Source organism: Acinetobacter beijerinckii CIP 110307, from assembly GCF_000369005.1.
Classification (GTDB): domain Bacteria; phylum Pseudomonadota; class Gammaproteobacteria; order Pseudomonadales; family Moraxellaceae; genus Acinetobacter; species Acinetobacter beijerinckii.
This window is the reverse complement of the sequence record NZ_KB849765.1, coordinates 56,220-76,825: the sequence shown is the minus strand read 5'-3', so window position 1 is coordinate 76,825 and position 20,606 is coordinate 56,220. Positions and strand designations below refer to the sequence as shown.

Here is a 20,606-nt window from a genome sequence, read left to right as displayed (position 1 = left end):
TCCATTGATATTAATGCTTTGCTGAATTAAGTAGGTTGAATAATAGAATATCTACCTTCTCGATCCTTGAATGCTTTATCTCCACCTTCAAGTAAGGTACATACTGTTTGCCTAATACCTTTGTGAGTCTCATCAAATTCATTATGCTCAAGAGACCCAGAATAGTATGTGATACAAGGGTATACCTGACTAGGCGAGCGAGAGGATGCTGCAATAATAATTTGTTCTGCATCTGTGCCTATCACTAAGTTTGGATTATGAGTAACAATAATGATTTGTCGATTTTCTTTTGCCTTCCTGATGTATGGTACTAATTGAGCATACACCGATGAGTTATCTAAATTTCCTTCCGGTTGGTCAATGATTAAAGGACGTCTATCATCTTCATCCATTAATAAATATAAGACAAGTAAAGCTATTCCTCTTGTACCAGGAGAAAGGTGTTCAAGATATGATCCAGCATACTTAATTCGATATGTTGTACTAATGTGATCAGTAGAGAACATCCAATCAAATAGTTCAATTAACTTTAGGCTAGGTGCTGCACAATTTTGCATGAAGTCAAAAGGTGAAACTTTCTGATTAAAATCAGAAAGGACTTGAGATATTTGATTTTTATCATTGCTTTCCCAAGCTGGAATAATTTTTTCAACAATGAAAGATTCAATTTCTTCTTTTTTTGCTAGAGCATTAGGCTTTCTACCATCGAAAAATTTAACTATTTTATCAACCCATTCTTGATGATTGATTTTATAGCCAGCTGAGAGTTCGAACGTCATATCTGTGCCAAGCGATGCTAACTGCATTTGCATAGGTGTATAAAGCTCTTTCAAACCATTGAGATCTTCAGCTAAAGCTTCAAAATATTTCAAATAAATACGATGTCTTTCAACAGTGTGCCCAGTTATTGAAGGTAAAATTTTGTGATCTATATCTTGTATCTCTTTTTCTAACCTTTTCTCAGTTTGCTCGATATCATTAATTTGTTTTTGAAGATCTAGTAATCTTCTGCGATTTATTTCATCGTTACTCAACTTTTTTTGGTGATCTATGATACGTTTTTGAATGTCAAAGATTGTATTTCCAGTGGGTTTATAGCTATCTTGATTGCCTTTAATTTTCTGAATTTCTTCATGAATTTCTATAGACTTTTGTTCTAGAATAAATTCAATATTTGAATTCCAAATAGGCTTCAGATTCTTGAAGTCTAGACCTTGGATATTTTCATGTTCTTGTGCACCTGCTATTAATTGATCAATTTGATTATCTGTCTTTTCTTTTAAATCTTTATAGGTTTTTAAAAGCTCATCAATACATCGTTTTGAACGATTCAGTTTAGATAAACACAATTCTTGCTCTTTTAAATTGATTTGTTCCTTTTCTAATAACTTTAGTATTGCCTCATCTGCAGTTTGAGTTAATGCTGGTAATTGAGATTTGAAATCGACAATTTGCTTTTTAATTGATTCTAATGTTAACTGCTTTTCAGTTTTTTGGATTACAGTAGAATGTAATCGTTCAATTTCTCTATTTAATGCAACAATTTGACCACGGAATTCATTCTGTCTAGATTGTGATGCTGCTTCTCTTGCAGAGCGAAGCTCTTCGAATGAGGAGTAGTCTTCTTTTAGGTCTTCATCTAGATGGTTGAAAACCACTTCTTCAATTGCCTTTTGTAATTCATATCCTTGATGATCATTAGAACAGAGTCTTTCTACAAAATCTTGAGATAAATAACGGACTAATGGTTTAGGAAATGCCGGTGCATTATTGGGAAGTATGCCCGTCGAAACTTCACCATTCCCCCAAGTCAGCTCGATCTCTATATCAGATAAATGACGTTTACCTTTATTAATAAATGAAGCTTGTGATTTAGTATCTAATGGAACACCGGCAGCAAAGGCGATAAGATCAGCAATTGCCGTTTTTCCAGCTCCTTTTTCGCCTATCACAGAAATGAGACCAGAATTGAGATTTAATATTTCTTGAGAGAACCAACCGTTAGGATTATTGATTCTAATCTTGGTAATTATTTTACTTAAATTAGAGTGTTGAGGTCGTACATTACTTATTTTTACTCTTGAATCAGGCTCCCATAGTACTTGTTTGAGTCCTTCAAAAGTAGGGTCTGCTTTAATCCAACATAATCTATCATGATCAGGTCTAAATAGGTCATCTATTGTATGGGCATCTGAGCCATGTAAACAAGGTTTTAAGCTTTTATACATTCTTATAATTTCTTGAGAATTAGTACCTTTTTTTTGACCCAAGTAATATTTTCGATCATTAGGGTTTCCAGAGAAGATGAAGTGAGATCGTCTGACTAATTCATCTCTTACAGAAGAGAACCCATCTGGTGGTAGACCACTAATTCCATCTTTGCCATTTGCAATACCAATTAAGGAGTTTTTTTTAAGCCATGCATCGCTATCAATCCATTTTAAAATATCAGTATAAGATGGTTTGAATTGTTCTATACCAAACTTATAAGCTTTTTGATCATCATGAATATTAGGATCTTGAGCTTTCGCGAAATCGATCAAGTCATCTTTATAACAACCATATTGCGTTGAGTTGTAGGAGACTTTTAAATTTCGAAGACCACGTTGTATTTTCTCAATATGGTCTGAATCTGCTGGGTTTATTAGTAAGTGAATGTTTAATGCCTTTCCATCAGTTGTTGAAGGCTGCGCACGAAATTCTATATTTGGTAAAATAAATCTTACTGAGCTTAACCTAGGGTTAGCTGTGTCGTTAATAGCTTCATAAATTTTTTTATAACCATCAATTGTCATATAGTCGGTAATTCCTATGACCGCTATATCGAATTCTTGAGCTTTAGCTTCTAGTGTATCAAGATATTGTTTCCAAGTAGTTCCAATAAATGAAGAGCCTAGCTGACTTTCAGGTGTATGTACATGGAGATCCCATCTTCTCCATTCAGATCCTATATGGTATTTAGAATTTTTAATATGAAGTAAATTCATTTTTAGTTCTCAGTTTAATCGTGCAGCAGCAGTTGCGATGTGACCAGCTAATGACGTTATGAATGTTTTTAAACCTGTCATATTGGATAATTCAGAATACTTTCCATCGGTAACTGCGGATCTTTCTGAAGTTAAAATTGTAGCATTTGTATATAGCTGTTCTTGTACTAAACGTTGGCATAGAACATTGTAGCGTTGGAGGTAAGAGGCATTTTTAAATTCCTCAAAAATAGGAAAATGGGGAGATCTATCTTTAACTGGTTTACGCGACTCAGGAGCATCCTCTACCATCATCAACCATCCAATGAATGGTCTTGGTTGTTTTCCAAAAGCATCTTCTCTGTATGCCGTCCATAAATCATGTGCTGTACCTATAGATTCTTCTGTGCGGTTATTAAAATTGTTACCAAATGAAGGTCCAACTTGGCTTTTTAGTTCAATAGCTGCAATGAGCTCTCCTTTATAAAGCACTAGTAGATCCCATAGCTTAGTAGGACGAAAATATCCAGGTAATGTTAGCATTGCTTTATTCTGATAAATTTCAGCATGCCCTAGGCCATTTTGCTTAATTACTTCAAGGATTAGTTCTAAGAAGCCATCCATATTTTTTCCAGCTGTAACACTAGCACGTTCTCCTTGATCGGCCTTACCTATATTAATTTGTTTTAGCTTTGCAGCTTCACGATTTCCCCAAAATAATTTGACTGCATCTTCTGCTTTTTTTTCATAATTTACTAAATTTAGAGTCATTTAATTTCCAGCTCCCCCTAGGATTGTCTGTTCTTCAGTAGTTAGTTGATAAAGTCTGAAAGTGGCTTGATTACACATAAATAAATCGCGTTCTTTAGCGGCTTTAATTAGATCATTACGTACAGCTTCATTTACTGTTTCCCAGAGTGGAAGTCGGATTCTTCGTAGATATTGAGCCTGAAACCTAAGGAAACCACCTTTCATTTTTGTTGAATAAGTGCTTATAAATAGCTTGGTAAGTGACGACATTAATACTGCTTGTAATGCATGTAAATCCCATTCCTTAGATATGACATAATAGAGATTATGATGAGGGTAAAAATTTCCATCTTCGTAGACGATATGTGCTTGGCCCTTAATATCTGGAATTAACAATTTTTTTTGTGATAATAAAGATGGGGTTATACGGTCAATTGTTCGATACCAATTTGAAGGGTTCTTCTTAGCACAATGACGAGCACTTATAATTTCTCTATGATTTTCTAGATACTTTTTCAATTTGGGGTATTTTTCAAGATCTACAAGTTCTCCAGAATCTTCAAATGGATTGATCACAACTTGATTTATCCAATGCATTTTCCCAGAAATGATATCTTTTGTAGTAGCTAGAGGGATCTTTCGGTCAGTTTCTATGTCTAGCTCATTATGTTTGCCAATAAAAATTTTATCTGCGCCAGTAGCTACTCCAATACCTACTTTGCAACCAACTTCTTCTAATAGAGGAAAATTATTTTCGATACGTCGAATAAGATCGGTTTGGTCCTTTGATTCCAATATCCATGGTTCATACCCATTGACAACACCTGCTAGCTCTCTCACTGATGAGCAATCTTGGGGAATATTCTCTGATAGAATCAATTGAGATAAATTTGACAAGACTTGAGAAGAAATCTCAGGCTGATGAGCTATACGTGTATATTTTCCAGGCTTCTTAGTAATAATACTAACCGCAGGATACGCTATAACATCTGAATGAAAAGAATCGGTATTTGTCATATCAACATAAATTTGTAAATGAAAATTATCTGATATGAATTTTCTTAATGGTGATCCATATTTATTTTTCATCCATCGATCAGCACAGATGAAACCTAAAGATCCTTTTATTGATAAAAGGGAGAGAGATCGCTCTATAAAAGGGATGTAAAGGTCTGCTCGATCATAGATCGTTTTATATAATGAGCGGTACTTTAAGATGAGATGATTATCAATTAATTCCTGACGAACATACGGAGGATTGCCAACGACAAAATCAAATGACTGATTTATTGATGTTAGAAGAAAATCGTCTTTTATGAGCCAATTATCAACTAATTGAATTGCTTGATTATTTGTGAAATTTTCATTCTTAAGTTGTTCTATTAATTTAAAGCGTGTGGATTCAAAAGTATTTTTATGGATTTCTACTGCACGAATTGCATTGAAAAGGGTATCAAAACTTAAGTTTTTGATACTTTTGTTTTTTTTCCAACTATTGACTAGTCGTTTTACTACAACTTGAAGAAAGTCACCATCTCCAAAAGATGGTTCTAATAAACTCATGTGGTATAAAGCACAATCATCTGTATAGCCAACTAAATCTAAAATGAAATTTACAACTTCTGATCGTGTATAGATTGCTCCACGAGATGCCATTTCATTTTGTGCTTTATAGTTACTAAAAAAATTAGCGCTCATGTGTGCTTCATCTACTACAGTCAAATATTTTAGAAAAGTCGGTATGACCATCAATCAGAATGGGTATAATTTTTTAATTTTAACATTTACATTTAGATAAAACTGAGATGTCATAAAAAATTTATAAGCCTTTTTTAAGGCTAAATTTTATTTTGCACCATTTTTACACCATAATTATTATTTTTTTATTTAAATTATTGTAATATATGAATTATTTAAAAAAATAAGTCCAATCCATCATTGGGGCGACACTGATTCTTGGTGTTTGAGTTGTTTTAATGTTTTGTTCAGTATTCATTAAAAATCATACCTATAATTCAATGTTGGACAACAATAATCAGAGTCTTAAAACTGCTTTTGATTAGTTTATCTTTACTTCACATTTAGTACATAAAAAAGTAATGGCAGAATATTACTGTTCTGCAAGTTACGATTGACATGTGATGTGTCGAAGAAAAGCGAGTGGATTGAAAAACGAACTAAAGATGCTAATTTTTAGACATCTCAGCGGGGCGCAATACTAACATAAAAATAATATCAGTACATTTCATCAATGATTAACGTTCCATAGAAATAAATGATTACTTTTATAAAGTAAAAATGTGATGTGTATCACTTAATTAATTTACGGATTGTAATTTTGAAAAACTACTATTTTATTTAACTATTTGTTTATATTTAATAAAAACAATAAACAATATTTTTAGTTACAACCATTTTATCGACAATTGATTATTGAATTTGCCATATTGCTTGACATAACTGATGAGCAAATGAATTTGCTATAGATGAGGCTTATTTTGATTAATTGGTGTGAATGATTCTGTTTCTGAGATTTTCTGATCAATTTTTTAAAGACTTCATCTTGAATCTAAACTTGGAATCAACGGATTTACAGTTTCATTTCAAGTCGGTGTTCTCAGTTATAAATTTTAATTAAAAGTTTAGGATATTTTGTTTGAGACGATGTCGAAAGATGTGAATATTCTCTACAAAAATTACTTCATTAAAATCAGGCCTAACGTTTTGTTTTAATTTTTTACGATGTAATTGACTGTTTTCAATTCCATCATTTTACTTTCTTTATGGTTTTCAATGAGTAGAACTGGAGTTTCTAATGAATAATATAAAAATCAAGGTGAAGGATCAATTTGAATCTGAAAAGATAGCAGTCGCTAAAATTAAAGAATTGAGTGATCAAGAAGTTCCTTTGTTTAAGCGGATTGAACAAATTGAAGTAGAAGGTGACATCCTTTTACCCAATATTGACCTGCTTTATGAAAATCCAAAAGATGGTTGCATTTATAGATATGTAGAGACAGTCGACCCAATTTAAGTAAGGAAAATGAGCGTTATTGAAAGGGTGTAAAGCTGCATTAATCTATGTAATAAATCCACAATTTTTTTGTGGGTTTATTTCAAGCAAGTCCAAGTGATATTTTATAAAGTATCGGTTCAATGATTTTGATCTAAACTAAAATTTATCAATATTTGAGATTCACTTAAAATAAATTGAATTTTTGCTGTTTTTTTATTGTTTGATATAAACATATGATAAATTAAAAAATCTATACATGATGAAACGATAAGTTTCACGGAATTGTTTATGAAAATTCGCCTATGTTATTCCAGTCAGCGAAACGATGAAGGCGATGATTTATTACAAGATTTACGTGATATCCTCACCGAAGCGAGAGATTTCAATACGCGTCATCAAATTTACGGTGTGTTGTATTATGCTGATAATGCTTTCTTTCAATGTTTAGAAGGGGAGAAGAATGCTGTAGAGCGCATCTTCGAAAAAATAATCGCAGATTCAAGGCATCATAGTGTCAAACATATTAGTAGTTATGTCATTGAACAATTTTCTTTTAAAAAATGGTCAATGAAATATGTGCAACGTGAAACCAATATTGAATATTTTTTTCTTCAGCTAGGAGAGAATAATTTCAATCCTAGCTGTTTAAATGAGCAGAGTTTAACCCCTTTTCTACAAGAGCTTTTGATTGCAGAGCAGAGTAAGATACCCGTTGGTCTTAAAAAGGTTGGTATGTTGAACCGAGGTGTCAATCCGTTCTAGTTTGATTAAACAGTGCTTTGCTATCAATATTGCTCAACCTAGGAATAACTTTGATTGTGAGTAGATACATTGCTGTGGATGTCATGAACATCAATATCACATCCAAACTTTGACTGATGATGAGCATCGAAGCATAAAAAAATGCAAAGAGGATTAAGCAAAACTCATTACCTTTGAAATACCAAGTTATAAATAATCCAAAAATACTGGCTGAAATGGTGAGATTGAGTGTCTCATTAAAACCTAAAAAATTAAATAAAATGAGCAATAGGCATAAGCTTAATATTGATAGTAAAAATACAAAAATATTTTTTGCAGTAAACATATTCTATTTCCTATCATAAAAATTTGAGAAAACCTTCCCTCTGTTTCCAGAGGGAAGATTGTACATAGCTGTACTTTATTTGAGATACTTTTCTATTATTAAGCATTTTTATATTAATAAAGATTGCTTTGTTTTTTCTCCAGATCTCTTCATTAATATTCAGCTTTCTATTTAATAGTAAAGATTGCTTGTATGTACGTTGCTAATTATCAAAAAAATCAATTGCTTGTAAAATACGCTTTTGGCTTACACGATTGTGAGATATGACTTACAATAGTTTATTATTTGATCAAAAATTACATTTTTAAGATTATTTAATTTTATAAAAAACAGGTGCTTATTTTATTGTTGTGGTTTTTTGATGTTTACAATTTTAACAAAACACAACAATATGTTGTCATATTAATTATGACTCCATTTTTAGCTATTTTTTGAAAGATAAACAATTTAAAAAGATGGTTGAAAATAAGACTATGCCTGCAAATATTACTTCAAAAATGAAGGCAATATTTGCAGTGAGATATTTAGCAAGAAATGCTTTTTTGTTTTTGATTTAAAAGATTATCAATTAAACTAAAGATTATGCAGGCAAATACTAAACTAATCCCTGCTAAACAGGTCATCGTCCAGCCACCGTGATTCCATGCAAATATACCAAGTGCTGAGCCACATGCGCCTCCAGTGAAATAGGCAGTCATATAAATGGCATTAATCCGTGATTTTGCATCAGGACGTAATCGGAAAATAATACTTTGATTGCTGGTATGTACCAGCGCTAAAGCCAATTGAATTAATGCAAAGCCTAGAATATAGCTGAATAAGTAGGTTTGCCCGAAATAGAAAAAAATCCAACTCAGAATAAACAAAGCACAACCTATCCATGTGAGTTGATTGGTAAACCCTTGATCAGCATATTTGCCGATATATTGAGTTGATAAAGCGCCAAAAATACCGACTAAAGTCACCATACCAATTAATAAATCTGGTAATTGATAGGCTGAGCTCAGAAGTAAGGCAATCGTGGAATATAAAATACTCACCGCTGCGAAAGCGAAGCCACCAGTGAGTGCTCTTAAAACTAGACGCTTTTCCTGTTTTAACAGTTTCCCCATCGAAATGAAAACTTGTCCATAATTCAGCTTCATTTTCATCACATAAGGTAAGCGGCTTTTTAATGCAAACGCGAGTAGTAGCATCAAAACACCACTCACCACATAGATAACTTTCCAGTGGAACAGATTGGAAAACAAACCTGCCAAGCTAGTAGAAAGTAAAATACCAACCAGTAAACCACTCATTAAAAAGCCGACAACTTCGCCTGTTTTCTCAGGCTGAACTGTCATGGTTGCTAAAGGAATCAAAACTTGTGCTGCGACAGAGAATAATCCAGCCATAACTGTACCCACCCAAAGCATGGGTAGATTGATAGAGAATGCACTGATAAATAATCCAACTGCACATAGTGCCATTAATAATGGAATAAATTTAGTTTTGTTAACCACATCTCCCATTGGAACAATAAACAGTAAACCAAGTGCATAAGACACTTGTGCAAAAGTGACGGTCAGTGCTGCTTGGCTTTGGCTGACTGAAAAGTATTGCTGGATAGAATGAATCAGCGGTTGACTATAATAGTTTGCACCTGCACACAAACCGCATGCTGCCGCCATAAACCAGAGTAAAGCTTTATTTTGACTAATATCTTGGGAGGTAGACATAATTTTCTCTTGGGCAGATTTATGCGGTATAAGCAGTTGCTTCAATCTCAACTTGCATATCTTTCAGTGCTAGGCACGGTACTGGAATAAGTGTACATACTGGCAAAGGAGATTTTTTCCATATATTAAGAATGGCATCTGTCAATATCTGAAGTTTTTCTGCATTGTGATTGACAATGAGTACGCGTAGAACTGCAATATCGTTGAACTGTGCTTGGGCTGAGTTAAGTGCTATTTCAATATTATAAAATACTTGTTGTAGCTGTTGGTCGAAATTTGGTGAAAGTTCACCTTTTTTATTTTCACCACCTTGCCCAGCAATATGAATAATTCGCATATTGGGTTGTATCACTACTACATGGCTATAACCATTTGGCGTTGGGTCATATAATGCTTCAGGGTTGATACATCTGAAGGCTCCAGTATCTATTGTAATCATTGCATAACCTTCTATTTAATTGAGATATGTTAGTATCAAAGCTCAAGTTAACTAGAGGTCAAGCATATTTTGAAACAAGAGCAAGCACATTCTTGGTTGAGTATCGGTGAACTCGCAAAACGCAGTGGCGTAAGTGTGCCGACCATTCGTTTTTATGAAGAAAAAGAGTTGATTTGGGGAACTCGAACCGAGGGTAATCAACGTCGTTATCAGAGAGCAATGTTAAGACGCATTGCGATTATTAAAGCTGCCCAACAAGTAGGAATTAGTTTGCAGCAAATTAAACAAACCTTTATGACTTTACCTAAACAACAAGTAGCGACAAAAAAAGATTGGCAAGTCATGTCACAACAATGGCAAGGACAACTTGATCAGCAAATTATGATGTTACTCCAGTTACGCCAGCAATTAGATCAATGTATTGGTTGTGGTTGTTTGTCTTTGGAACAATGCCCACTCCGAAATCCAAATGATTGCCTTGCAGAAGAGGCTATGGGCGCACATTTTCAGGAAATTTTATTTTTATTAAATCAGAAAAATATTACGATAGATTAAATAAACGAGATTTTGCACTAATTTTGTGCGGTTTTCGTGGTTTGGTTAGACAAAGTTATACAAATATCACTTGAAAAAATGCCAATTCAAATTTTTACATTTATTTTTAATAGTACTCGTCTGTGATAATACAAAGCGACCTACAAATATTCATAAGTCAATTTATATGCTTATTCACACAAAATTAGGGCTGTATCCGAAACGCAAGAGTCGCACTAAAAACGCTATAAAAGTTTAAATAAGCCAATACTTCTGATGAATTGCATGCTTATGATGCAAATTCAAATCAATAATTAATAGCATGACTGTCAATACAGCATTAGATGTAGGGACAGGCTATTTGCTATTCAATGATGATGAGACTAAACCTAATTTTTATTTATTAAATGTTAGGACTGTTGTCAAAAAATGTTCGATAAAGATAGCAGTAGATCGGTCAATGTTTCTGAATAATCAGACTTTCCGATATTGCTTGTAAAGATGAAGTAATTTTCTTTATAAGCAGACAAACATACTGATTATACAAGTTGTAAACATTAATCTGAATCATCAGTTCAAAATATAGGTATTTATTAAATAAATATTGGGTGGAATTTTAAAAAAGTTCCATTAGAATCCAAAATTCAACAAAGAATACTCCTGGGGGAAACATTGCGACTCGCGATGTTTACTTAAGAAAAACTAGCTTGAGGAACGCTCATGCAGATCGGAATCCCAACCGAAACTGTTGCAGGTGAAAGTCGTGTAGCGGCAACACCAGAAACAGTTAAGAAGTTGATTAACGCAGGTCATAGCATTGTCATTCAACGTGGCGCTGGTGTTAAAGCAGCCTATATTGACAGTGCATATGAACAAGTTGGCGCAACTATTACGGACGATGCTTATACAGGCAGCCAGATTGTTTTGAAGGTACGTGCTCCTAGCGGTGACGAAATTCAAAAACTTGCGGCGAATACGGCTGTTATTGCAATGTTTGACCCTTACCGCAATCCAGAATTAGACCAATTTGCTGCTCAGCAAGTGTCTGCTTTTGCTTTAGAGTTACTTCCACGTACACTTTCACGTGCACAAAATATGGATGTACTTTCTTCTCAAGCAAATTTGGCGGGTTATAAATCTGTATTGTTAGCTGCGGCTGAATATCAACGTATGTTCCCAATGTTAATGACTGCTGCGGGTACCGTAAAACCTGCGCGTGTTGTGATCATGGGTGTTGGTGTTGCTGGTCTTCAAGCAATTGCGACTGCAAAACGTTTAGGTGCGGTTGTGGAAGCAACTGACTTACGTCCAACGGCTAAAGAACAAGTTGAGTCTTTAGGCGGTAAATGGTTAGACGTACCAATGTCAGATGAAGAAAAACAACGTGCTGCTGAAGCTGCGAAAAGTGGTTATGGTTGGCAGCCTGGTGAGCAATACATCAAAGATCAAGCTGCGATTGTAGATAAAGCTGTATCAAATGCTGACATCGTAATCACCACTGCATTGATTCCAGGTCGTAATGCTCCGCGTTTAATTAAAGCTGAAACCGTTGCCAAAATGAAACCGGGTTCTGTCATTTTAGATATGGCAGTTGAAACGGGCGGTAACGTTGAAGGTTCTAAAGAAGGCGAAACTGTTGTTACTGAAAATGGCGTGAAAATTTTGGGTATTCCAAATATTCCAGGCACAGTTGCAACAGAAGCATCTGCATTGTATGCACGTAACGTTTTCAATTTCCTTGAAACATTATTCGATAAAGACAAAAACTTTGCGATTAATCCAGAAGAAGAAATCCAAAAAGCGTTACTCGTGACTCATGGCGGTCAAGTACTGCTCAAGCGCGGTTAAGGAGAGTTCTCATGGTTGAAACGATTACAATTTTCGTCCTTGCTATCTTCGTGGGTTATTACGTGGTTTGGGGTGTAACACCTGCTTTACATACACCACTTATGGCAGTAACCAATGCGTTGTCTTCAATTATTGTTGTTGGAGCAATGATCCAAACTGTGGGTATGCCAGTGATTGGATTAGATGCAAATGTTGCATTTCAAAGCGTAAACGTTGTCAGTGTCCTTGGTGCGATTGCGGTGTTCTTGGCAAGTATCAATATCTTTGGTGGCTTTGCTGTAACTGCGCGTATGCTTGAAATGTTCAAGCCAAAGCAAAAGAAAAAAGAGGGCTAATCGATGGAATTTATTCGAGACTATGCGGAATGGTTCTACCTGATCGGTGCCGTCCTTTTTATCTTAACCTTACGTGGTTTATCAGGTCCTAAGACTGCGATTGCAGGTAACCGTTACGGCATGATCGCTATGGCGATTGCTGTAGCAACAACCTTCTTTGTTGCAGAACATCCAGTAGTTTGGATGATCGTTGGTGCAATGGTATTAGGTGGTATTGTTGGTATCGCTCGTGCGAGAACAGTTCCAATGACGCAAATGCCTGAAACAGTTGCATTGATGCACTCATTGGTTGGTTTGGCTGCGGTATTAATTGCAATTGCTGCAATTTTGCATAACAACCAATTGACAGCATTATTTGCTGAAAATGAAGCTGCGTTAACAGCTGCTGGCGTACAACATGCTCACATGAGTAAGGTTCATTTATTTGAATTGTTTGTTGGCTGCTTTGTTGGCGCAATTACCTTTACTGCATCAGTATTTGCTTACGGCAAGTTAGCTGCGAAGAAATGGGCAAAAACCATTTCTGGTGCATGGGTCAAACCTGTTCAAGCGCTTATCTTTGCTGCAATGCTTGCGGCAGGCATTATGTTCTTCTTAACGAATAACATGACTGCTTTCTGGGCAATGACAGCACTTGCACTTGCATTTGGTTGGGTTTGGATTGCGCCAGTGGGCGGTGGTGATATGCCAGTTGTGGTATCACTTCTTAACTCATTCTCAGGCTGGGCGGCAGCAGGTATTGGTTTCACACTTGAAAACAATATGTTGATCGTTGCTGGTTCGCTTGTAGGTTCTTCTGGTGCAATTCTTTCTTACATTATGTGTAAGGCAATGAACCGTTCAATCATCAACGTATTGTTTGGTGGTGCGATGGGTGGTACAGCAGTTGCATCAGCAGACAAAGGTGAGCAAGTTCAACGTAACCACCGTTCTGGTTCAGCAGATGACGCAGGCTTTCTGATGTCAAATGCCGATAGCGTTGTGATTGTACCGGGTTACGGTATGGCACAAGGTCGTGCACAGAATGCGGTTAAAGAATTGTGCGAAATCTTAAAAGAGCAGGGCGTAAAAGTTCGCTTCGCGATTCATCCAGTTGCTGGTCGTATGCCTGGTCACATGAACGTATTGTTAGCAGAAGCAGATGTCGCGTATGAAGACATCTTGGAAATGGATGAGATTAACTCAGACTTCCCTGCAACAGACGTAGTACTTGTGATTGGTGCGAATGACGTAGTAAACCCTGCGGCGAAAGACGATCCGACATCACCAATTTATGGTATGCCTATTCTTGAAGCGCATAAAGCACGTACCATCATGGTGATCAAGCGTTCTATGGCAACAGGTTATGCTGGCTTAGACAACGATTTGTTCTATAATGAAAAAACCATGATGATCTTCGGTGATGCGAAGAAAGTTGTTGAAGATATGACGAAAGCAATCAATGGTGGTGGTCACTAATCTGACCTCGCTCAAGATTGTAAAAGCCACCCTCGGGTGGCTTTTTTATTTCGTTCTAATAAGTTAAAGATATTTTTCTACAAAATTCATAGATTGAGCATAGAGATCACGTGCAAGCTGTTGGTTTTTAGCATGTGCTGATTTCCAGTCTGGCATATGTGCACTAACATATTCGCCATTGCGGTTTGCCCAATGATCTCCAATCGCCATTTCAGTGATGAGTTTTGCGGGAACTGAAGTTGGTATTAAACCTATTTTCATAACTTCATAAACAGGTTTTGGTAGTTCTCTGTAAATATCGGATGCAACACCGCCAGGATGTAATGCGTTATTGGTAATAGTGGTGCCTGAGAATTTTTCAGCCAGGGCATTGCTGAATAAAAGATTCGCTAACTTAGACTGCCCATAATAAAACAGTGGATTGTAAAAACCTTCTGCACGGAACTTATTAGGTTTGATTGAACCTGCCCAGTGTGCAATTGAAGCAAGATGTACAATACGAGCTTGAGCTGATTTTTCTAATACTGGGAGTAGTTTTTGAGTCAAAAGAAAGTGACCGAGATAATTCACCCCAAATTGTTGTTCAAAGCCATCAGCGGTGAGTTGCTTGGTTTTGGCAAATAGTCCTGCGTTGTTAATCAGGACATCAAGACTGCCGTAGCGATCAGCAATTTCATTGGCAGCTTTATTTGTATTTCCTAGACTGTTTAGATCTAAGGAAATAAGATCAACTTGTCCTTGACCCAATGCACGTAATTTATCTTGAGCAGCTTGTGCTTTTTGTGGATTGCGACATGCCAAAATAACATGTTGCCCTTGTTTGACCAATTGCTCAGCAGTTGCGAAACCGATTCCTGTATTCGCGCCTGTAATCAAAACTTTCATCTATATACTCCTTTGCTACTTTTTATTTCTGAGTTTTTAAAGCAATCCTATAGTGCTTTAAATTTGACAATTTGTCATGTCAAATTTTACAAATGAAAGACTTAACTTTGATTATGAAAATACGGAGTTATAGAAAGTGAATAGATGATTGAAGAATATGTATATTGCATATGAGCTAAAGCAGCTTAATTCTATTGAGAACAAATATAAATCACAGAAAGTATAAAATAATTATATAAACGTTTTGGCATTGTCTTTGCATCGAATTACTTGGTCTTACTTGGGGAATTCAATGAAAAGTATAATTTTTATTTTGCCATTCTTATTATTTCTCTCATCTCAAACTTCGGCGCAAACAGCACCCAATATTCAAGAAATTCGTATCTCGCTTGATAGTGTTTGGGTGGTTGTTGGAGGTATTTTAGTTTTTTTCATGCAGGCTGGATTTGCACTTATTGAGAGTGGCTCAGTTCGCAGTAAAAATACCGTTAATGTATTAATGAAAAACTATATGGATACCTGTATTGGGGGATTGGTATTTTGGTTATTTGGTTTCGGTCTCATGTTTGGGTTGAATCAAACAGGCTGGATAGGTCTGAGTCATTTTATGCCAAATCAAATGGATGATTGGCATTGGAATTTGTTGTTCTTTCAGATGATGTTTGCTGCCACTGCGACCACAATTGCAAGTGGTGCGATGGCTGAACGTATCCATTTTGTTGCTTACGTGGTGAGCGCAATTTTTGTAAGTGGTGTGATCTACCCAGTGTTTGGCAGTTGGGCGTGGGGCAGTTTATTTGGTGGTGATGGTTGGCTAAAAGCCTTGGGGTTTATTGATTTTGCTGGTTCAACTGTGGTGCACTCAATCGGTGGTTGGGTTGCACTTGCAGGTATTATCGTATTGGGGCCACGTTTAGGTAGATTTGGTCGTAAAGGACAAAGCCATTTTTTAGCAGGGCATAGTTTACCATTGGTTGCTTTAGGTGGATTTATTCTCTGGTTTGCATGGTTTGGTTTTAATGCAGCATCGACTGTTTCTGCAAGTGTAAGTATTGGTCGGATTGCATTAAACACTCATTTGGCGGCATGCGCTGCGGCTGTAACCTACATGATTCTGGCACTAGCACAATCAAAAGCAGTGTTGATGCGCAGTACCATTAATGCATCATTAGGCGGGCTGGTCGCTATTACAGCTGGTTGTGCCACCATGTCACCCATTTATGCAGTTTTAACTGGTGCTGTGGCTGGTTTTCTGATGAGTTTTGTTCCTTATTTAATTGAAAAAATGCAGTTAGATGATGTTGTAGATGCTGTTGCAGTACATGGTGTATGTGGCGCATGGGGAACACTTGCGGCGGGGATATTCTTTGAAAGCAATATATTCAATTTAGACATCATTTCAATCCAAGCACTAGGGGTGGGGGCTGGATTCCTTTGGGGGTTTGGTGTTGCTTTAATTATGTTTAAAGTTTTAGATAAGATTTTAGGTGGCTTAAGAGTTTCGCAACAACACGAGCAACGTGGTTTGGACTATACCGAACACGCAGAATTGTCTTATCCAGAGTTTCAAAGAGATTTAACTTTTGAAACAGACAATATTACGCATCGTCATTAACAGAGGAGTTGCTATGGCTGAGTTAACGATCGAGCAAAAGCGTTTGGCTGTGGAGAAGGGACTCGCACAATTTTTACCTGAAACTGTTTTACAGCGTGTTTTAAAATATTGGGAGACTGAATATGGTCATCAGCCTTCTTTTGTTTTAAATCGATTCTTAAATGAAATTTGTACCAATGATGAACTTCGTCAACAACGCAAGGAAATGTTGCGCCAAGTTTTGCACGAAATATCGGTAGTAGAAAAGCAACAACGATTAAAGGTTAAGAAAGAAGATGCTGCTGTTATTGAATCAAATTTAAATGAGCTTGGTTTATTTGAAGTGTTTTATGATTTTATTATGGAGGTTTTAAAAGCAGTCAGTCGAGATGATTATCTTGAATTTGTTGAGGAAATCCAAACCAAGATGAAAAAACATCGGCAATTAGCACAGTTTTTTTATGTTGCAGGCTCGGAGCGAAAATGTTTAATGCAAATTCCACAAGAGATGTATAGTGTAATGATCACGATGTTATATGTGATTTATTGCGACTTTTATGGACCTGTAAAAGCTGATCAATTGTATGCTCTAACTAAAAATCAGATAAAGTTGAAGAATCCAGAGATTGATTTTAAACAATTATTGTAGAAATGAAAAAGCGACCAATTGGGTCGCTTTTTGTAGAACTTTAAGCTACTGATTCAGGCGCGCGCCATAAGCTTTCAAGATCATAAAATTTACGAGCTGTAGGTAACATCACATGAACAACGACGAAACCTAAATCAATTAAGATCCATTCAGCATCGCGTTCACCTTCGACACCGATTGGACGAAAACCTGCTTTACGTGCTTCATCAGCAACGTTATCAGCAAGTGCTTTAACGTGACGTGTTGAAGTACCGCTTGCAATCACAATTGCATCGGCAACATTACTGATAGAACTTACATCAAGTTCAAGAATATCTTTGGCTTTTACATCAGTGAGGGCTTCATGTACAACTTTTAAACAAGCATGTACATCTTTGTTAGCTGTTTTGATTTTTAGGTCGTGAGAATTAGAAGCGCTGGGCGATGGTTCTAAATTCATAGAGGGTATATTTTCCTGACAATTGCTCATCTTTGAATATACCGTTTTTCTCTAGAAAATTCAAATTTTAGCCGTAACAGTTTATGTATTCACATCATTTGAAAAGTATTTCTTTTTCCATGCAAGTGATTGATCTGATTGATATTGTGGTCTATATTCCGCACCGATAAAACCTCGGTAGTCACTTTGAAGTAGCCAGTCAAAAATCTGTTTATACGCAATACTACCCGTATCTGGTTCATGACGATTTGGACAATCTGCAAATTGAATATGTCCAATTTGATGCAAATTTTCTTGTAAGCCTGCCAAAACATCTTCGCCCATCATCGCCATATGATAGCAATCGTATTGCATTTTCAGTGCTGGATGATTAATTGCTTCCAACATTTCTTGTGCTTGTGCAATATTTTGGACAAGAAAACGCGGCATATCTGTGCCATTAATCATTTCAAAAACAGGTTCAATGCCTTGCTCAGATAATAGATGACAAGCAAGCTTTAGATTGCTAGATAGGGTATTTAGGCAGGGTAAAAGGTCTGCATCTAAAGGTTGTTTACCTGCCAGAATGTTTACTCGAGGGACATTCAATGCAGTGGCATAGCGAATAGCTAGCTCAAGTGCATGATGAAATTCAACTTCTTTACCAGGAATACCTGCTAAACCATTCCCGCCTTGCATCAAGTCCCCAGCAGGAACATTAATCAGACATAAGGATAAATTGTATTGTTCCAATTGATTTTGAATATCAATAATTTCTAATTCATAAGGGAATTGAATTTCAACATGCTGAAAGCCATGTGCATGTGCTAAGGCAAAACGCTCAATTAAAGGCACTTCAGTAAAAATCATGGATAAATTGACGGCAAGATTACTCATGTTCAAACTCCCTGAAATAATAAGTTTAAATTATTGTTCTATATATTGAATGATAGTTGCTAAATCATTCTCGGCAAAGCCATTTTCTTGGTGAGCTTGTAACTGTGTGAGTGCTTTTTGTGCAACAGGTATCTTTAAATTAAAATTTTGTGCTAGATGTAAAGCATTGTTAAGATCTTTTGATAGTGTTTGCACTTTCCATTGTACTGGTTCGAATGTGTGGGTGGCCATACGAGGTGCTAAAATCTGGAATGGTTTCGAATCAGCGAACCCTCCAGCCAGCGCTGGCGCGAGTAGTGTTGTATCAACGCCTGCATGCTGAGCGAGTGCGACTGCTTCAGCAATCAACGTGCTATTTGCTGCCACAATCAGTTGATTACAAATCTTAGTGGCTTGTCCAGTTCCTGTATCACCCATACGAGTCACTCGCTGAGACAGCACTTGATAAATAGGCGCTAACATTTGAATTTTTTGCGCATTACCGCCTGCAAAAATGACCAACGTACCTTGTTCCGCACCCATCGTTCCACCTGATACGGGTGAGTCAATCCAAGTGACATGTTGCTGTTGAGCTGATTGAGCCAGTTCTTGAGTGGCTGATACGGATAGACTGGAAAAATCAACGATGATTTGTTCAGCCACCAAATGGGGTTTGATTTGACTATATACACTTTGAACAGCTTTATCATCCGCTAAACAAGTCAAAATAATCGGATAATTTCCAATATTTTCAAAAGTTAATGCCTGAGCACCTTGCTGAATAAGCGGTTCACATGCTTGTGGGCTGCGATTCCATACAGCTACCTTATAGCCTGCGTCAAGCAAGCGGGTAGTCATACGAGTACCCATTAAACCCATACCTAAAAAAGCGATTGGTGTTTGATGATCGATGTGCATAGAGAAACTCAATAACCTCAGTATTTTGATTTAAACTTTTCGTTGAAAATAGGACGTTTGGAAATGTGATTGGTCGTCTATGTAATATAAGTGTTTAAAGTTTACATAGCTTAATTCAGTGATGAAGAATCTTAATATCTTTGGTAGACCTTAGCCTGATTTTTTATTGATGAAAAGTAACAAAATCCTTTATTGAACAGAGGCTAGGTTCATATTACCTCTGTGCAACAAGTGACCTTGATACCATCCATCCACCATAACTGATAAGGCGAAGGGTGTTATTTATATTGTCTTGGTAAAAACTCAATTTCAGGATTTTTATCTTTTTTACGTGCAAGTGCACTGTTCTTACCTAATAGTAATTTGAGTTGCCAAAGTTTCTCTAGGCGAAGCGATTTTTCAGGTTGATGTTCCATCGCATCTAAGACACGTTTCGCAGCCATAATCGCATCAGGAGAACGTTGTAAAATTTCTTGTGCAATCGTATTCGCTTTTGCTAATGGATCGTTATCTAAGTGTGTGACTAAACCAATTTTTTTGGCATATTCAGCATCGAAAATACGCGCGGTAAGCGTCAGCTCTTTTGCTAAATCAACACCAATCAAACCTTTTAATGAGCGTGTTAAACCCATATCAGGAACCAATCCCCAACGACTTTCCATGATGGACATTTGAGTGCTTGGTGTTGCAATACGGATATCAGCAGCCAGCGCGAGTTGCATACCTGCACCAAAACAGTAACCTTCAATGGCTGCAATTACAGGAATAGGTAAGTTCTGCCAAATAAGAAAAGCCTTTTGAAATAGACTTTGTCCTGGCTTGATCAGTTCCCAAGCTGCAAAAGCTGTATTTTTAGGATTGTTGAGGTCTGATAGGTCGATACCTGCACTAAATACCTGAGCTTCGCCTGTTAAAATGACACAACGAATTGAACGATCTTTTTCGATTTTCTTTGCGGTTGCAACCAATTCTTTTAATAATGCAAAACTCATTGCATTACGTTTGTCTGGTCGATTTAAAGAAACTGTTGCAATGCCATTGTTCTTTTCAATACGTAAAAGTGCCATTCGCCATACTCTTATTGTGTTTGATGGTGGCAGCATAGCATGAGTCTT

The 20,606-nt window shown here is 36.4% G+C and carries 19 protein-coding genes; 8 read left to right on the top strand and 11 right to left on the bottom strand.

What is annotated here, in order from left to right; translation table 11 throughout:
• Positions 1-26: 26 nt before the first annotated feature.
• From F933_RS05900 to F933_RS05890, 3 genes are read right to left on the bottom strand one after another with little or no spacing between them, the layout of a single operon-like run.
• The gene (locus F933_RS05900; protein WP_005059444.1) at positions 27-2,987 is read right to left on the bottom strand and encodes a TrlF family AAA-like ATPase; all 2,961 of its coding nucleotides are present in this window, start codon (positions 2,985-2,987) and stop codon (positions 27-29) included.
• Between the two features lie 9 nt (positions 2,988-2,996).
• Positions 2,997-3,737, bottom strand: coding sequence for a PaeR7I family type II restriction endonuclease (locus tag F933_RS05895; RefSeq protein ID WP_005059443.1), 741 nt, complete (start codon positions 3,735-3,737; stop codon positions 2,997-2,999).
• Positions 3,738-5,414: an Eco57I restriction-modification methylase domain-containing protein gene (locus F933_RS05890; protein ID WP_034710888.1), complete on the bottom strand. Its 1,677-nt coding sequence runs from the start codon at positions 5,412-5,414 to the stop codon at positions 3,738-3,740.
• Positions 5,415-6,531: 1,117 nt separating this feature from the next.
• On the opposite strand from F933_RS05890, the gene F933_RS05885 reads away from it, so the two are divergent.
• Both F933_RS05885 and F933_RS05880 read left to right on the top strand, forming a co-directional pair.
• Complete coding sequence (locus tag F933_RS05885) at positions 6,532-6,750, top strand: hypothetical protein (protein ID WP_005059439.1); 219 nt, start codon at positions 6,532-6,534, stop codon at positions 6,748-6,750.
• A 270-nt stretch (positions 6,751-7,020) separates the two neighbouring features.
• Positions 7,021-7,494, top strand: a complete 474-nt coding sequence (locus F933_RS05880) for a BLUF domain-containing protein (RefSeq protein WP_005059436.1) — start codon at positions 7,021-7,023, stop codon at positions 7,492-7,494.
• On the opposite strand, the gene F933_RS17375 is transcribed toward F933_RS05880, so the two are convergent.
• The 3 genes from F933_RS17375 to F933_RS05865 form a co-directional block, all read right to left on the bottom strand.
• Entirely contained in the window at positions 7,481-7,819 is a 339-nt protein-coding gene (locus F933_RS17375) for a hypothetical protein (RefSeq protein ID WP_005059433.1), read from the bottom strand. The two genes, F933_RS05880 and F933_RS17375, sit on opposite strands and share 14 nt — an antisense overlap.
• A 524-nt stretch (positions 7,820-8,343) precedes the next feature.
• On the bottom strand, positions 8,344-9,537 hold the full coding sequence (locus F933_RS05870) for an MFS transporter (RefSeq protein ID WP_005051588.1): 1,194 nt from the start codon (positions 9,535-9,537) through the stop codon (positions 8,344-8,346).
• A gap of 19 nt (positions 9,538-9,556) precedes the next feature.
• Positions 9,557-9,976: a RidA family protein gene (locus tag F933_RS05865; protein ID WP_005059431.1), complete on the bottom strand. Its 420-nt coding sequence runs from the start codon at positions 9,974-9,976 to the stop codon at positions 9,557-9,559.
• Positions 9,977-10,045: 69 nt separating this feature from the next.
• On the opposite strand from F933_RS05865, the gene soxR reads away from it, so the two are divergent.
• From soxR to F933_RS05845, 4 genes are all read left to right on the top strand, one after another.
• Positions 10,046-10,531, top strand: coding sequence for a redox-sensitive transcriptional activator SoxR (soxR, locus tag F933_RS05860; RefSeq protein ID WP_005059429.1), 486 nt, complete (start codon positions 10,046-10,048; stop codon positions 10,529-10,531).
• A gap of 699 nt (positions 10,532-11,230) precedes the next feature.
• Positions 11,231-12,358, top strand: coding sequence for a Re/Si-specific NAD(P)(+) transhydrogenase subunit alpha (locus tag F933_RS05855; protein ID WP_005059428.1), 1,128 nt, complete (start codon positions 11,231-11,233; stop codon positions 12,356-12,358).
• Between the two features lie 11 nt (positions 12,359-12,369).
• The gene (locus F933_RS05850) at positions 12,370-12,693 is read left to right on the top strand and encodes a proton-translocating transhydrogenase family protein (protein ID WP_005051598.1); all 324 of its coding nucleotides are present in this window, start codon (positions 12,370-12,372) and stop codon (positions 12,691-12,693) included.
• A 3-nt stretch (positions 12,694-12,696) separates the two neighbouring features.
• Positions 12,697-14,151, top strand: a complete 1,455-nt coding sequence (locus F933_RS05845; RefSeq protein ID WP_005051599.1) for an NAD(P)(+) transhydrogenase (Re/Si-specific) subunit beta — start codon at positions 12,697-12,699, stop codon at positions 14,149-14,151.
• A 63-nt stretch (positions 14,152-14,214) separates the two neighbouring features.
• Here F933_RS05845 and F933_RS05840 read toward each other — a convergent pair whose 3' ends face one another.
• Positions 14,215-15,036: an SDR family NAD(P)-dependent oxidoreductase gene (locus F933_RS05840; protein ID WP_005059425.1), complete on the bottom strand. Its 822-nt coding sequence runs from the start codon at positions 15,034-15,036 to the stop codon at positions 14,215-14,217.
• Positions 15,037-15,328: 292 nt separating this feature from the next.
• Between F933_RS05840 and F933_RS05835 the strand changes: the two genes are divergently transcribed.
• Together F933_RS05835 and F933_RS05830 are read left to right on the top strand one after the other, a co-directional pair.
• Positions 15,329-16,651, top strand: coding sequence for an ammonium transporter (locus F933_RS05835; protein WP_005059423.1), 1,323 nt, complete (start codon positions 15,329-15,331; stop codon positions 16,649-16,651).
• A gap of 13 nt (positions 16,652-16,664) precedes the next feature.
• Positions 16,665-17,279 carry a hypothetical protein gene (locus F933_RS05830; RefSeq protein ID WP_005059421.1) on the top strand — a complete coding sequence of 205 codons (615 nt, stop codon included), beginning with the start codon at positions 16,665-16,667 and terminating at the stop codon, positions 17,277-17,279.
• Positions 17,280-17,319: 40 nt separating this feature from the next.
• On the opposite strand, the gene rsfS is transcribed toward F933_RS05830, so the two are convergent.
• From rsfS to F933_RS05810, 4 genes are all read right to left on the bottom strand, one after another.
• Complete coding sequence (gene rsfS / locus F933_RS05825) at positions 17,320-17,718, bottom strand: ribosome silencing factor (RefSeq protein ID WP_004664160.1); 399 nt, start codon at positions 17,716-17,718, stop codon at positions 17,320-17,322.
• Positions 17,719-17,799: 81 nt separating this feature from the next.
• Positions 17,800-18,594, bottom strand: a complete 795-nt coding sequence (locus F933_RS05820) for a hydroxypyruvate isomerase family protein (RefSeq protein ID WP_005059418.1) — start codon at positions 18,592-18,594, stop codon at positions 17,800-17,802.
• Positions 18,595-18,624: 30 nt separating this feature from the next.
• Entirely contained in the window at positions 18,625-19,491 is an 867-nt protein-coding gene (locus F933_RS05815) for an NAD(P)-dependent oxidoreductase (protein ID WP_005059415.1), read from the bottom strand.
• A gap of 278 nt (positions 19,492-19,769) precedes the next feature.
• Complete coding sequence (locus F933_RS05810; RefSeq protein ID WP_005059413.1) at positions 19,770-20,558, bottom strand: crotonase/enoyl-CoA hydratase family protein; 789 nt, start codon at positions 20,556-20,558, stop codon at positions 19,770-19,772.
• Positions 20,559-20,606: the final 48 nt, after the last annotated feature.